General features: G+C 70.0%; 10 protein-coding genes and 2 pseudogenes. 2 read left to right on the top strand and 10 right to left on the bottom strand.

Annotation, left to right across the window (positions count from 1 at the left end):
* The 5 genes from JMF86_RS31640 to JMF86_RS31620 all read right to left on the bottom strand — a co-directional run bounded on the left by JMF86_RS31640 (nt 1) and on the right by JMF86_RS31620 (nt 5,715).
* Entirely contained in the window at nt 1–1,266 is a 1,266-nt protein-coding gene (locus tag JMF86_RS31640) for an MFS transporter (RefSeq protein ID WP_011549889.1), read from the bottom strand.
* A 21-nt stretch (nt 1,267–1,287) separates the two neighbouring features.
* Nucleotides 1,288–1,836, bottom strand: coding sequence for a hypothetical protein (locus JMF86_RS31635; protein WP_011549890.1), 549 nt, complete (start codon nt 1,834–1,836; stop codon nt 1,288–1,290).
* Between the two features lie 42 nt (nt 1,837–1,878).
* On the bottom strand, nt 1,879–2,451 hold the full coding sequence (locus JMF86_RS31630; protein WP_231691728.1) for a hypothetical protein: 573 nt from the start codon (nt 2,449–2,451) through the stop codon (nt 1,879–1,881).
* A 415-nt stretch (nt 2,452–2,866) separates the two neighbouring features.
* Nucleotides 2,867–4,243, bottom strand: a complete 1,377-nt coding sequence (locus tag JMF86_RS31625; RefSeq protein WP_011549892.1) for a sigma-54 dependent transcriptional regulator — start codon at nt 4,241–4,243, stop codon at nt 2,867–2,869.
* The gene (locus tag JMF86_RS31620) at nt 4,225–5,715 is read right to left on the bottom strand and encodes a PAS domain-containing sensor histidine kinase (protein ID WP_041489581.1); all 1,491 of its coding nucleotides are present in this window, start codon (nt 5,713–5,715) and stop codon (nt 4,225–4,227) included. Before JMF86_RS31620 ends, JMF86_RS31625 begins: the two co-directional genes overlap by 19 nt.
* A gap of 171 nt (nt 5,716–5,886) precedes the next feature.
* Here JMF86_RS31620 and JMF86_RS35180 point away from each other — a divergent pair.
* A pseudogene (locus tag JMF86_RS35180) lies at nt 5,887–6,057 on the top strand (alginate lyase family protein); the annotation flags it as partial.
* Between the two features lie 197 nt (nt 6,058–6,254).
* Here JMF86_RS35180 and JMF86_RS31610 read toward each other — a convergent pair.
* From JMF86_RS31610 to xylA, 5 genes are all read right to left on the bottom strand, one after another.
* Nucleotides 6,255–7,454: a sugar ABC transporter permease gene (locus tag JMF86_RS31610; RefSeq protein ID WP_011549894.1), complete on the bottom strand. Its 1,200-nt coding sequence runs from the start codon at nt 7,452–7,454 to the stop codon at nt 6,255–6,257.
* A complete protein-coding gene (xylG, locus tag JMF86_RS31605) occupies nt 7,451–9,010 on the bottom strand; it encodes a D-xylose ABC transporter ATP-binding protein (protein ID WP_011549895.1) in 1,560 nt (519 codons plus the stop codon). Before xylG ends, JMF86_RS31610 begins: the two co-directional genes overlap by 4 nt.
* A gap of 59 nt (nt 9,011–9,069) precedes the next feature.
* Complete coding sequence (gene xylF / locus JMF86_RS31600; RefSeq protein ID WP_011695050.1) at nt 9,070–10,098, bottom strand: D-xylose ABC transporter substrate-binding protein; 1,029 nt, start codon at nt 10,096–10,098, stop codon at nt 9,070–9,072.
* Between the two features lie 88 nt (nt 10,099–10,186).
* On the bottom strand, nt 10,187–11,665 hold the full coding sequence (gene xylB / locus JMF86_RS31595) for a xylulokinase (RefSeq protein WP_011549897.1): 1,479 nt from the start codon (nt 11,663–11,665) through the stop codon (nt 10,187–10,189).
* 4 nt (nt 11,666–11,669) lie between these two features.
* Nucleotides 11,670–12,992, bottom strand: coding sequence for a xylose isomerase (gene xylA, locus JMF86_RS31590; protein WP_011549898.1), 1,323 nt, complete (start codon nt 12,990–12,992; stop codon nt 11,670–11,672).
* A 273-nt stretch (nt 12,993–13,265) separates the two neighbouring features.
* Between xylA and JMF86_RS31585 the strand changes: the two are divergent.
* Nucleotides 13,266–13,570, top strand: a pseudogene (locus JMF86_RS31585) (xylose operon transcription regulator XylR); the annotation flags it as partial.

Raw genomic sequence — 13,570 nt, 5'->3', positions numbered from 1 at the left:
TCACAATGATGTCGCCGACAGATCGGCCGGCTTGCCGCATACGCTGCTCAGCGAGCGCGCGTGACCGAGCCACAGCGCGAGCGAGCCCGTCGACACGGCGCCCAGTACGACGAACGCGGCCGGATAACCGAAGTGCTGCGCGAGCACGCCGCCCAGCACGGGGCTGAGCGCCGCGCCGATGCCCTGCGCGGTCGCGACGGCGCCCTGCCCGGCATTCACGCGGCCAGAGCCATGCAGCAGCCGAACCACGAGCGCGGGCACGACCACGCTTTGCAGGCCGGCGCCGATGCCGTCGAGCACCTGCACCGGCCACACGCCCGCTTCGCTCATCCACGCCGCGGCGACCACCCCGCGCACCGGCAGCACGAGGTACGAGAACAGCAGCACGCGCCAGTAACCGTGCGAGCGAATCAGACGGGGCGCGAGCCACGCCGCCGCGACCATCACGAACTGCGCGATGACGATGGTCTGTGCGGTGAACGCGCTCGGGTTGCTGCGATGCGTGACGACGACACCCATCCCGTAGAGCGGCAGCATCGCTGCATTGCCGAGGTGAAACAGCGCGAGCGACGCGCCGAGCAGCACCAGCGGCCGGTTTTCGGCGAGCGTGCGCAGACCGCTGACGCGCGACGTCGGCGCCGCGCCGACCGCATCGGGATGCGCGGCATCCGTGCCCGGTGTGACGCCGGCAGGATCGAGACCACGGGCGGACGCATGATCGATCGCCTGCCCGGGAATCGCCAGCGTGCTCACGATGGCGAGGACCGTAAACACGCCGACGAGCGCGAACACGGCGTCGAATCCGGCATGCCAGCCGAGCCACCCCGCGAGCGCCGCGCCGGCGACGTTGCCGGCATGGTTCGCCATCTGGTTGCGCCCGAACTGCCGGTCGAACCCCTGCCGCCGCACGATGCCGAGCGTCACGCCCGCGACGGCCGGCGCGAGCGCCGCGCCGCTGACCGCCGCCAGGATTTGCGACGCCGCCACCGCCGGATAGCCGTGGACGAACATCAGCGCGAGCGAGGCCAGTGCCGTCGCGGCGGCCGCGACGACGATCAGCGCCCGCTTCGCGCGCACCGCGTCGACGAGCGCGCCGGCCAGCGGCGTCGCGGCCATCGCGGCGAGCCCGGCCAGCGTCATGACCGAACCGATCGCATCGGCGCCCCAGCCGCGCGACAGCAGGATGACGCCGATGAACGGGCCGATGCCGGCCTGCACGTCGGCCAGGAAGAAGTTGAGCGCTTCGAGCGCGCGTGCCGGCCTCATGGTCGCCTCACCGTCGCACGATCATTCGGCATCCGCATCGACGAGCTCGGCGATCTCGCTCACGTCGAGCGTCGTGCCGTGCGGCGTGACGACGCCATGCCCCCACGCCTGCACATGAACACCGGGACGCAGATAATCGTGCAGCGCTTCAGCTGCATGCGGCGGCACCCGCAGCGCGACGCCGCTCGTCAGCAACGCGCCGTTCAATTCGCCTTTCGGCCCATGCAGCCCGAACGCGACTTCGCCGTTCGATTCCATCGGCTGTCGAGCGGCGTGCGTCGGCTTCGGCGGCGCAGCGTGCGCGGGCCCATCGTCGTTGATGTCGACGCCGTCGCGCCCGGTCAGTTGCACGGCCGCGACCATCGCGGCACGACGCGGCTTGACGCCCCGCACGCGGATGCGGTCGCCGACCGCGACACGGCGCACCAGTTCGCGGCCCAGGTGCGGCGGCACGTGAACCTGCAGGTCGCCGTTCAGGATCAGGCCGTCGATTTCTCCGTGCGGATTGAGCAGGAACTGCGTGACGCGGCCGCGCGTTTCGGGCAGGCAGGCGGGATCGATCCAGTGCATGGCAGGACTCCTTTCGATGGATTGAGGAACGACGTCGCGCGATCAGTGCGCGACATCGTCATAGAGATTCACGACATGGCCCGGCGCGCCGAACGCCGTCGCCTGCAGCGCTTCACCGTAGGCGTTGCGCGTGCCGTAGCCGACCGCGGCCACGCGCTCGCCGGGCGCGAGCAGCGCGCCGAATTGCTGGGCGGCCGGCACGGTCAGCTTGACGATCGCTCCGCTGTCGAGCATCACGCCGTCCGGCTCGCCGCGCGGCGCGCGCGTCACGCGGCGCACGACGCCGGACACGCTCAGGCGGGCAAGGTTGACCCCGCGCAGCGTGGGCGGCACGGGCGCGACGGGCGCGGGCGGCTGATCGGACAGCGACGCGCCGGTGCCGTCGTTGCGGACCACGCGTGCGCGGATTTCATCGTCGACGCGTCGTTCGCCGGCTACCGTCACGCGGTCGCCCGTTTTCACGAGCGCCGTCAGTTGCGAACCGAGATGCGGCGGCAGGAGGACGAGCGTGCCGTCGGTCAGCACGAAGCCGTCGACCGCCCCTTCCGGATTGATCGTCAGGCGCGACAGCGTGCCGGACACCAGCGCGTCGGAGGCGGTGTCGTTTCCGGGCATGGCAGGCACAAGCGCACGAGGCCGAGGCGGAGGCGGCGGAGGCGGCATGGCGCCGGCCGGGTCTTCCGCGCGCGGCGCCGGCGGCACCTGCGCCACGCTGACCGTTGCGACGGCAACGAGCGCGGCAGCGCAGAGCATGCGATACGAGCGGCGAACGGCAGCGCGGCACCGCGGCCGCGATCGGACGACAGGCAGGCACGAGTTCATGGCGGGCTCCGGCGACGGGTTGCGATGCATCGGTATCCGCAATACCCGTGCCAACCTGCGGCGCACCGCGTGGCCGTGCGCCGAACGACGACGCGCGCCAAACGTGTCGGATTTCCCGACACGTCGATTCACCGCATGTCGGCATTCCCGACAGTCGAAACAACGCGACCAGCGGCCCGCTCACACCGATAACGAGCTGGCGCTGGCCCTATTCGTCGCGCTCGATCCCGAGATTCGCCATGCGCGCATAGAGCGACTGGCGGCCGATCCCGAGCTGCCTCGCGGCTTCCGCGCGATTGCCGTTCGCGCGCTCGAGCGCGTGCAGGATCGCCGCGCGCTCGACCGTCGCGAGCGCATCGGGCAGCGGCATGTCGAGCAGGTGCGCCGGCACCGCATCGGCGCCCGACTGGCGCGCCGGCACGGCGCCGAGGCCGAGATCGGCCGCGCTGACGGCCGGCCCGGGGGCGAGCGCGGCCGCCCGCTCCATCACGTTGCGCAGTTCGCGGACGTTGCCCGGCCAGCGGTGATCGAGCAGCGCGCGCTGAGCGTCGTTCGTCAGATGCAGCGCGCGCATGCCTGCCGCGCTGCCCAGGAAATGCGCGGCCAGTGGCAGGATGTCGGCTACACGCTCCGCGAGCGGCGGCAGGTGCAGCGGAATGACGTTCAGCCGATAGAAGAGATCTTCGCGGAACGTGCCGTTCGCGACGGCCGCGGCGAGATCGCGATGCGTCGCGGCCACGACGCGAATGTCGATCGTCGTCGCGCGGTCCGCGCCGAGCGGCATCACCTGGCGCTCCTGCAGCGCGCGCAGCAGCTTCGCCTGCATCGCGGCGGGCATGTCGCCGATCTCGTCGAGAAAGAGCGTGCCGCCGTCGGCCTCGACGAGGCGCCCCGCGCGATCGGCATGCGCGCCGGTAAACGCACCGCGACGATGCCCGAACAACTCGCTTTCGAGCAGATCGGCCGGAATGGCCGCGCAGTTGACGGCGACGAACGGCCCCGCATGGCGAGCCGATGCGGCATGCAGCACGCGCGCCGCCACCTCCTTGCCCGTGCCCGTCTCGCCGGTCAGGAGCACGGTTGCGTCGCTCATCGCGGCCCGGCCGATCTGCTTTTGCACGTCGCGCATCGCGGCGCTCACGCCCAGCAATCGTGGTCGGTCCGCGGAAGGTTCGCCCGCGAAACCGCTGTCGGATGGCGCCGGCGCGGGCGGCTGATTCGCCGACACGATACGTTCGAGCAGTTGCGCGATGTCCCGGCGCCCGATCGGCTTCGTCAGGTGATCGAATGCGCCGAGCCGCATCGCTTCGATCGTGTTGTCGCTGGTCGCGTGGGCCGTCAGCATGACGACCGGAATCGCGGCCAGCGCGGGATCGTCACGCAGTTGCGCGAGCACGGCCAGCCCGTCCAGATCCGGCAGGCGGAAATCCAGAAAGACGCATTCGATGCCGCCGCCGTCGCGCAGCGCGCTGAGCGCGGCCCGGCCGGATGCGGCCTCGACGGCCCGATGACCGAGATCGGCCAGCGTTTCGGCGAGGCCGTCGCGAAAGGCCGCGTCGTCGTCGACTATGAGGATGTTTGCCATGGAATTTCAATCACGAATGCGGCGCCGCCGTCGAGGCGCGCGTGTCCGCCATGCGCCGCCGCCACTTCACGGACCACGGCAAGACCGAGGCCCGTGCCGTCCGCGCGACCCGTCACGAACGGCTCGAAGATCCGCTCGCGCTGCGCGGCCGGCACACCGGGGCCGCTGTCCGACACGGTGATACACAGCCAGTCGCGCCCGGCGACCGCGCGCCGCTCGGCGGTGAGCGTGACCGCGCCGCCGTCGCCCGCATGGTGCAGCGCGTTGAGCAGCAGGTTATCGAGCGCCCGCCGCATCTGGTCGGGATCGAAGGCCGGACGATCCGATGGCCACGCGAGCCGTTCGCCCTGCCCCGCGAGCGACACCGTCAGGTCGATCGCTTGCCGCTGCGCCAGCTCGCGGTGCGCGTCGACGACTTGCGCGAGCCACGCGTCGACGTCGACGAGTGTCGCATGGGGGCGCACCGGCTGCGTCAGCGCGAGCAGGCTCGACAATTGCGCATCGATGCGCTCGATCTGCGCGAGGATCACGCGCAATGCGTCCTGCTGCCGCCGGCCGTCGCCGGCCAGCGCGTTTTCCGCCTTCAGCCGCATCGCGCCCATCGGATTGCGAATCTCGTGCGCGACCTGCGCGGCAAGCTTGCCCAGCATGCCGAAGCGCTCGGCCTGCGCGAGCCGCGTACGCAGTTCGTCGGCCTGCTGTTGCAGCCGGTCGGCGCGGCGCGCCCGCTCGTTGAACGCATCGATGACGCGGTCGAGATCGGGTTCGCCGACGTACGGCAGGTGATGTTCGCGACCGTCGGGCCCCAGCCCGCTCTCGATCCGCGCGAGATTGCGTTTCCAGCGGCGCAGCGCCACGGCCAGCGCCGCCGCGATCGCCAGAATCACCGCGAGCACGGCGGCGAGCCCCGTGGCCAGCAATTCCCCGTGCCGGCCCAGCGGCGGGCGCGCACGCGTCAGCATCCACACGTACAGCCCCGCACCGCCGCGTACCGGACAGGCCGCCGCGATCACGGCATCCTGCGCGCCTTCGACGACGTTCGTCGTCGCGGCATGCGTCGCGGCCGCGGCATGCAGCGTGCGGAGGATCAGCGGCGTTTCCGCTTCCGGAACGTCGCGTTTGACGCCGCTGCCCTGATAAGTGGGAAAGGAATACGCGAGAAAGCCGCTCGCGTCGGGTGCGGCGCCGGGCATCCAGAACCCGCCCTCCATGTCCGGCGCCCGCGAGAGCACGATGTCGAGGATCGCGTGCATCAGATCCGGAGCGGGCCCGGCGCCCGCGGACGCGGACGACGCGCCGTAACGCGACGCGACCGCTTCGCAGGCCGACGCGCCGGCGGCCTTGGCGCTGGCCACCTGCTGACTCTCGGCGGAACTCGCGGTGACCCAGACGACCGCGACCAGCGTCGCGCACAACGCCGCGACGAGTGCCCAGAGCATGACGAGTTGGGTGGAGAACGACGGACGCTTCATCGGATGGGGCTGGCGGTTGAGGACGACAGAATAGCGCATTGCATGCCATGCGAAGCCGCCACGACCGCCATGCGTCGCACCGACGGCCGGCAGATCGGAACGGTAACGGCTCGCCGTGGAAAGCCTGGCGAAAGCCCCGGGGGCTAGACTGCCTTCGGTCCCGATTCCGGTTTGCTGCGGGTACGCGAAGGCATTCGCGACATCGGCCCGGACGGTTCGCTCGCGCGCGAGGTGAAGCGCGGCGACCGCGCGCTCCCCTATCACACCTTCGCGCTGCTGCCGCTCGTGTTCGCGGCCGAACTCGTTCAGCGGCGCAACATCGATCTCTACCGCGAGAACGACGGCGCGATCGGCCGCCTCGCGAACCTCGTGATCGACGCGGTGGGAGATCCCGCGAGTTTCAGGAAAATCACGCCGATCAGGCAGGACCTGTTTCCGTGGATGTTCCGCGACGAACGGAGCTGGGTCGAGCCGTACTACGCACGCTTTCACGATCGCCGCCTGCCGGCGATCATCGCGCCGCGCGACCGGGCCGCGCGTCACCGCCGGTTCGAGCGCGACACCACGTCGATCCACACCGCCAGCACCAGCACCGCGCCCTTGACGATCATCTGCCAGTACGCGTCGACGTCCAGCATCGACATCCCGTTGTCGAGGCTCGCCATCACGAGCGCGCCGATCAGCGCGCCGTAGACCGTGCCCGACCCGCCGCGCATCGAGGTGCCGCCGATGAAGCACGCGGCGATCGCGTCGAGCTCGCCCATCGTGCCGGCGGACGGCGACCCGGCCGCGAGCCGCGCCGTGTTGACGAGGCCGGCGAACGCGCACATCAGGCCCATCAGCGCGAAGATCGCGAGTTTCACGCGATCGGTGTCCACGCCCGACAGCCGCGTCGCCTCCAGGTTCGACCCCACTGCATAGATGCGCCGGCCGAATACCGTCTGCGTCGCGATCCACGAGAACACGCCGAGCAGCGCGAGCAGCAGCAGCACGGGCACCGGAATACCGCCGTAACGGTCGAGCGTCGCGACGAACGCGAACAGCACCGCCCCCGCGCCGACGATCTTCGCGACGTCCTGCCACAGCGGGGCGACCGCGAGCCGGTAGCGCCGCCGCGTGCCGCGCTGCCGCACCACCAGCAGCGTCGCGACCACGAACAGCAGGACCGCGAGGCCGTCGCCGGCCACGCGCGGCAGATAGCCCTGCCCGATGAACACGAAGCCGTCCGACACGGGCGCGATCGTCGAGCCGCCCGTCACGCCGAGCAGGATGCCGCGAAACGCGAGCATCCCGCCGAGCCCGACGATGAACGACGGCACGCGCCGATAGGTCGACCACCAGCCGTTGAAGAGCCCGATCAGCACGCCGAGCGCGAGCACGGCCGGGACCGTCGCCGCGACCGGCCAGTGGCGGTTGACGTCGAGGATCGCGGCGACGCCGCCGAGCAGCCCGAGCAGCGAGCCGACCGACAGGTCGATCTCGCCCGCGATGATGACGAACACCATGCCGCACGCGAGCATGCCGGTGATCGACATCTGCCGCAGCAGGTTCGATACGTTGCGGGGCGTGACGAACGCGCCGTCCGTCAGCACCGAGAAGAATGCCCAGATCGCGACGACCGCGAACAGCAGCGCGAGCACCTTGTAGCGCGTGAAGACATGGCGCAATGGCAGCCGCGGCGCGCGGCCGGCGCCTGCATCCGGCGTCGCCGGGGTCGAGGAAGAAAGTTCGGAATTCATGTCGCACTCGCTGCGGTGGGTTCGGCGGCCAGCCGCGCGGGCTTCAGCGCGGCGCCGAGGATCTGTTCCTGCGTGAGGCCCTGGTTGACGAAATCGCCGCGCAGCTCGCCCTCGCCGATCACCAGCACGCGATCGGCCAGGCCGAGCACCTCCGGCAATTCCGACGACACGACGATCAGCGCGACACCGCGCTGGGCCAGCGCGAAGATCAGCCGGTAGATCTCCGCCTTCGCGCCCACGTCGACGCCGCGCGTCGGTTCGTCGAGGATCAGCACCTGCGGCTCGGTCAGCAGCATCTTCGCGAGCACCGCCTTCTGCTGATTGCCGCCCGACAGGCTCGCGATCGACAGGAACGGGTGCGCTGCGCGCACCGACAGCCGCTGCATCTCGGTGCGGATCGTATCGAGCTCGGCGGCCGCGTCGATCCGCCCGCGCGCCGCGAAGCGCCGCAGCACCGCGAGCGTGATGTTGTGGCCCACGCCGAGCTGCGGCACGATGCCGTGGCGCTTGCGGTCCTCCGGCACCATCGCGATACCGGCGCGGATCGCGTCGGCCGGCGAGCGGATCGACAGCGGCTTGCCGTTCATCGTCACGCTCGCCGTGCACGCGCCCGGATACGCACCGAAGATCGCCTGCATCAACTCGGTGCGGCCCGCGCCGACCAGCCCGGCGACGCCGACGATCTCGCCGCGCCGCACGCTGAACGACACGTCGTCGACGCGCTTGCGGCGTGCGTTCGTCACGTCTCGGCACGTCACGTGGCGCACGTCGAGCACGACGTCGCCGATCTCGTGCGGCTCGCGCGGATACAGGTCGCGGATCTCGCGGCCGACCATCATCGCGATGATCCGGTCGGTGGTCAGCGTGGCCATCGGCTCGGTCGCGACGTGGCGTCCGTCGCGGATCACGGTGACCGTGTCGCACACGGCCGCCACCTCGTCGAGCTTGTGCGAGATGTAGACGCACGCCACCCCACGACGCTTCAGGTCGCGCACGATGTCGAGCAGGATGCGCGTCTCCGACGCACTCAGCGACGACGACGGTTCGTCGAGGATCAGCAGCTTCGCGTGCTTGTTCAGCGCCTTCGCGATCTCGATCAGCTGCTGGTGGCCGCCGCCGTAGTTCATCACCGGCTGCGCGACGTTGATCGTGTCGATCCGCAGCTCGCGCAGCAGCTCCTCCGCGCGCTGAACCATCGCCGCGAAGTTCATGCGCCCGCCCGGCAGCGTGATCTCGTTGCCGAGGAAGATGTTCTCGGCCACCGACAGTTCGGGCACGAGCATCAGTTCCTGGTGGATGATCACGATGCCCGCGCGCTCGGTGTCGCGCACGCCGGACGCCGCGAGCGGCGCGCCTTCCCAGCGGATTTCGCCGTCCCACGTGCCATGCGGGTACACACCCGACAGCACCTTCATCAGCGTCGACTTGCCGGCGCCGTTCTCGCCGCACAGCCCGACGCATTCGCCGGGGCGCACGGTCAGGTCGATGCCGTCGAGCGCCTTCACGCCGTCGAATGCCTTGACGATGCCGCGCATCGTCAGCAAGGGTTCCGTCATTCGTTCATGCCTCGCAGGATACGCGCGGGCGGCCGGTGAGCCGCCCGCGCGTCGTGCCGTTACTGGCTCGCCAGCTGGGCCTGGGTATAGAAGCCGTCCTTCACGACGACGTCGACGTTGCGCTTGGTCAGCAGCGTCGGCTGCAGCAGCACCGTGTCGACCTTCTTCTTGCCGTTGTCGTATTGCGCGTTGAACGCGGGCTTCGTGCCCTTCGCGAGATCGACCGCGAGCTTCGCAGCTTCGCTCGCGATCAGCTTCAGCGGCTTGTAGACGGTCATCGTCTGCGTGCCGGCGATCACGCGCTTGACCGCGGCCAGATCCGCATCCTGCCCGGACACCGGCACCTTGCCGGCTAGATGCTGCGCGGCGAGCGCCTGGATCGCGCCGCCGGCCGTGCCGTCGTTCGACGCGACGATCGCATCGATCTTGTTGTTGTTCGCGGTCAGCGCGTCCTCGACGATCCGCAGCGCGGTCGAGGCGCTCCATTCGGGCACCCACTGCTGGCCGACCACCTTGATGTCACCGCGGTCGATCGCCGGCTTGAGCACCTTCAGTTGTCCTTCGCGCAGCATCTTCGCGTTGTTGTCGGTCGGCGCGCCGCCCAGCAGGAAATAGTTGCCCTTCGGCTTCGCGTCGAACACGCCCTGCGCCTGCAGCTCGCCGACCTTCTCGTTGTCGAACGAGATGTAGGCGTCGACGTCGGCGTCGAGGATCAGGCGATCGTACGACACGACCTTGATGCCGGCCTTGCGCGCTTCGGCGACGACGTTGCCGAGCGTCTTCGAGTTGAACGGCACGATCACGATCACGTCGACGCCGCGCGAGATCAGGTTCTCGATCTGGGAAATCTGCCGCGCCTCGTTCGCATCGGCCGACTGCACCGACACCTTCGCGCCGAGCTTCGTCGCGGCCGCGACGAAATAGTCGCGATCGCGCGACCAGCGCTCGACGCGCAGGTCGTCGATACAGAAGCCGATCTCGGGCTTGTCCTTGCTCGCGTGGGCGAGCGGCGAGCCCAGCGCGAGGATCGCCAGCGCGGCGGCGCCGGCAAGGGAATGCAATACGGTACGACGCGTCACGGTTTTCATGTCTCCAGACTCCTTGTTATGGAACCACCTCACGAACCGCGGGCGGCCGCCGGATTGCACCGCCCGCATCGAGTCACTGCAATGTGCGTCAGGCGCCCGTCGCAAACACCGGTTCGAGCGCACGGTACAGCGCGCGAAACGTCGGCCGCCGCACGTCGCGATACCACGCGTGCCGCTCGGGATCGGGCTCGCGCACCGCGACGACGGGCGGCTGCGGGCACACGTCGCCGAGCCGCGCATGCGGTTCGAGCGCGAGATGCGCGAGGCGCGCGGCGCCGAGCGCCGGCCCCACTTCGCCGCCCGCGCGCAGCGTCAGCGCACGGCCGCTCAGGTCGGCGAGCATCTGCGTCCAGTACGCGCTGCGCGAGCCGCCGCCGATCACCGTGATGCTGTCGGGTGCGAGCCCGGCCGCATGCAGCGCGTCGATGCCGTCGAGCAGCGCGAAGCCGACGCCTTCGAGCGTCGCGTTCGCGAGATCGGCGCGCCGCGTGTCGGGCGTGAGCCCGTAGAACACGCCCTTCGCGTTCACGTCGTTGTGCGGCGTGCGCTCGCCGCTCAGATACGGCAGGAACCACGGGCGGCTCGCGCGTGCGTTCGTCTCGGCGTCGTCGAGCAGCGCCGCGACGCCGTCGTAACCGGCCAGTTGCGCGGTGAAGTCGACGCAGCCGGCCGCGTTCAGCATCACCGACATCAGGTGCCACGTGTCCGGCAGCGCATGACAGAAGCTGTGCACCGCCGATTCGGGATTCGCGCGAAACCCGTCCGACACCGCGAAATACACGCCCGACGTACCGAGCGACAGCAGCGCGTCGCCGGGCCGCACGATCCCGACGCCGACCGCGCCGGCCGCGTTGTCGCCGCCGCCGGCCACCACCGGGATCTCGCGCAGGCCCAGCGCCCGCGCGACGGCCGGCAGCAGCGTGCCGGTAATGCGGTTGCCTTCGAATACGGGCGGCATCTGCGTGCGCGACAGCCCGCAGGCGGCGAGCAGCGTGTCGTCGTAGTCGCGCTTCGCGACGTCCAGCCACAGCGTGCCGGCGGCATCCGACGGATCGGTTGCGAACGCGCCGGTCAGCCGGTAGCGCAGATAATCCTTCGGCAGCAGCACGTAGGCGACGCGTGCGAACACGTCGGGCTCGTGACGACGCACCCACAGCAGCTTGGGCGCGGTGAAGCCCGGCATCGCGATGTTGCCGGCCACCGTGCGCAATGCGGGCGCGAGCCGTTCGAGTTCCGCACACTCCGCGTCCGCGCGGCCGTCGTTCCACAGAATCGCGGGGCGCAGCACGTCGCCATGCGCATCCAGCAGCGTCGCACCGTGCATCTGCCCGGTCAGCCCGAGTGCGTCGATGTCGCGCGGGTCGATGCCGGCCGTGCGCGCATCCGCGACCAGCGCAGCGAGCGCGCCGCAGGCGGCGTCCCACCAGTCGCGCGGCGCCTGCTCGGACCAGCGCGGCTGCGGCCGGCTCACCGTCAGCGGGCGGCTTGCGCTCGCGCGCACCGCGCCGTCGCGGTCGAGCAGCACCGCCTTCACGCCCGACGTGCCGAGATCGAGTCCGATGTACATGGCGTCAGCGCAGCCCGTAGATCGCCTGGTTCACGATGTTCTCCAGCCGCTCCTGCGCGCCGCTCGCATGCCGCGGGTTCACCCCACGCGCGAGCGCGTCGGCCGCCAGCGATTCCAGCGTATAGCCGCCGGACAGGATCTTGCGGCCGAACGCGTCGTCCCACTGCGCGTAGCGTTGCCGGCGCAGCGCGTCGAGCCGGTCGTTCTCGACCAGCACCGCCGCGCGTTCGAGCGCGAGCGCGAGCACGTCGATCGCGCCGACGTGGCCGTAGAACAGGTCTTCCGGATCGATGCTCTGGCGCCGCACCTTCGCGTCGAAGTTCATCCCGCCGGTCGTGAAGCCGCCGTGGCGCAGGATCTCGTAGAACGCGAGCGTCAGCTCCTCGACGCTGTTCGGGAACTGGTCGGTGTCCCAGCCGTTCTGCGGATCGCCGCGGTTCGCGTCGACGCTGCCGAACACGCCGAGCGCGAAGGCGTTCGCGATCTCGTGATGGAACGAATGACCGGCGAGCGTCGCGTGGTTCGCCTCGATGTTCACGCGAATCTCGTTCTGGAGTCCGTACTGCACGAGGAAGCCGTGCACGGTCGCGACGTCGTAGTCGTACTGGTGCTTGGTCGGCTCCTGCGGCTTCGGCTCGATCAGCAGCGCGCCCTTGAAGCCGATCCGGTGCTTGTGCTCGACGACCATCGACAGGAAGCGGGCGAACTGGTCGCGTTCGCGCTTCAGGTCGGTATTGAGCAGCGTCTCGTAGCCTTCCCGTCCGCCCCACAGCACGTAGTTTTCGCCGCCGAGCCGGTGGGTCGCGTCGAGCGCGTGGCACACCTGGGTCGCCGCCCATGCGAACACGTCGGGGTTCGGGTTGGTCGCGGCGCCGGCCGCGAAGCGCGGGTGCGAGAACAGGTTCGCGGTGCCCCACAGGAGCCGCACGCCACTTGCCTGCTGACGCTCGCCGAGATAGTCGACCATCCGCGCGAAATTGGCTGCGTAGTCGCGCAGGCTGTCGCCTTCCGGCGCGACGTCGGTGTCATGGAACGTATAGAACGGCGTGCCGAGCTTCGTGAAGAATTCGAACGCCGCGTCCGCCTTCTGCCGCGCCCGCTCGAGCGCGTCGCCCGGCTGCTGCCACGGCCGCTGGAACGCGCCCTGCCCGAAGATGTCGTGGCCCGGCCATACGAACGTGTGCCAGTAGCAGACCGCGATCCGCAGATGCTCGGCGAGCGTCTTGCCGAGCACGCGCTTGTCGGGGTCGTAATGGTGATACGCAAGCGGGTTGTCCGACTGCGGGCCTTCGTAGCGAATCGCGGGAATGTGCTCGAAATACGACATGGCGTCTCCGTAGGGGTTCTTGTTGCAGCGCAACGCGCGTCGCGACGACGCACGCGGCCGAATTCGGTTGACTGGATCGTGCCCGCGCGCCTATCGGCCGGCAATTGCGAAATTGCGCAGCGCGCTTGATGTTTCTTGCCAGCCGCTACGTGCGGCACACGTTCCGTCCTACAATCGCCGTACACCACGTACACCAGATATCGCGCGCCGCCGTCCGGGCGCGCCCCGGAGACAACGGCACCGCGCCCGCTAGGCGCGCGCCCCGACACCCAGATGACACGCGCCCCTTCCGCCCAGACACCGCACCGCATCGCGCTGCTGTTCAACGCGAACAAGGTCTACGACCGCGAGATCATCAGCGGCATCGGCCAGTACCTGCACACGACGCGCGTCGTGTGGGACCTGTTCCTCGAAGACGACTTCCGCTGCCGGCTCACCGGGATCGAGCGTTTCGACGGCGACGGCATCATCGCGGACTTCGACGACCCGGCCGTGGCCGACGCGCTCGCCGGTTCGCCGCTGCCGATCGTCGCGATCGGATCGTCGTACGAGGACCCGACGCAGTACCCGGACGATGT

Origin of the sequence: Burkholderia sp. E168m15, assembly GCF_016586105.1 — a bacterium.
In the GTDB taxonomy this organism is placed as follows: Bacteria; Pseudomonadota; Gammaproteobacteria; order Burkholderiales; family Burkholderiaceae; genus Burkholderia; species Burkholderia orbicola.
This window is presented reverse-complemented; position numbering and strand designations above follow the sequence as displayed.

Bases quoted from the DNA above. Each gene is read 5' to 3' on its own strand.
- JMF86_RS31640 (WP_011549889.1), bottom strand. From the start codon at position 1,266: ATGAGGCCGGCACGCGCGCTCGAAGCGCTCAACTTCTTCCTGGCCGAC.
- JMF86_RS31635 (WP_011549890.1), bottom strand. From the start codon at position 1,836: ATGCACTGGATCGATCCCGCCTGCCTGCCCGAAACGCGCGGCCGCGTC.
- JMF86_RS31630 (WP_231691728.1), bottom strand. From the start codon at position 2,451: ATGCCCGGAAACGACACCGCCTCCGACGCGCTGGTGTCCGGCACGCTG.
- JMF86_RS31625 (WP_011549892.1), bottom strand. From the start codon at position 4,243: ATGGCAAACATCCTCATAGTCGACGACGACGCGGCCTTTCGCGACGGC.
- JMF86_RS31620 (WP_041489581.1), bottom strand. From the start codon at position 5,715: ATGAAGCGTCCGTCGTTCTCCACCCAACTCGTCATGCTCTGGGCACTC.
- JMF86_RS31610 (WP_011549894.1), bottom strand. From the start codon at position 7,454: ATGAATTCCGAACTTTCTTCCTCGACCCCGGCGACGCCGGATGCAGGC.
- xylG (WP_011549895.1), bottom strand. From the start codon at position 9,010: ATGACGGAACCCTTGCTGACGATGCGCGGCATCGTCAAGGCATTCGAC.
- xylF (WP_011695050.1), bottom strand. From the start codon at position 10,098: ATGAAAACCGTGACGCGTCGTACCGTATTGCATTCCCTTGCCGGCGCC.
- xylB (WP_011549897.1), bottom strand. From the start codon at position 11,665: ATGTACATCGGACTCGATCTCGGCACGTCGGGCGTGAAGGCGGTGCTG.
- xylA (WP_011549898.1), bottom strand. From the start codon at position 12,992: ATGTCGTATTTCGAGCACATTCCCGCGATTCGCTACGAAGGCCCGCAG.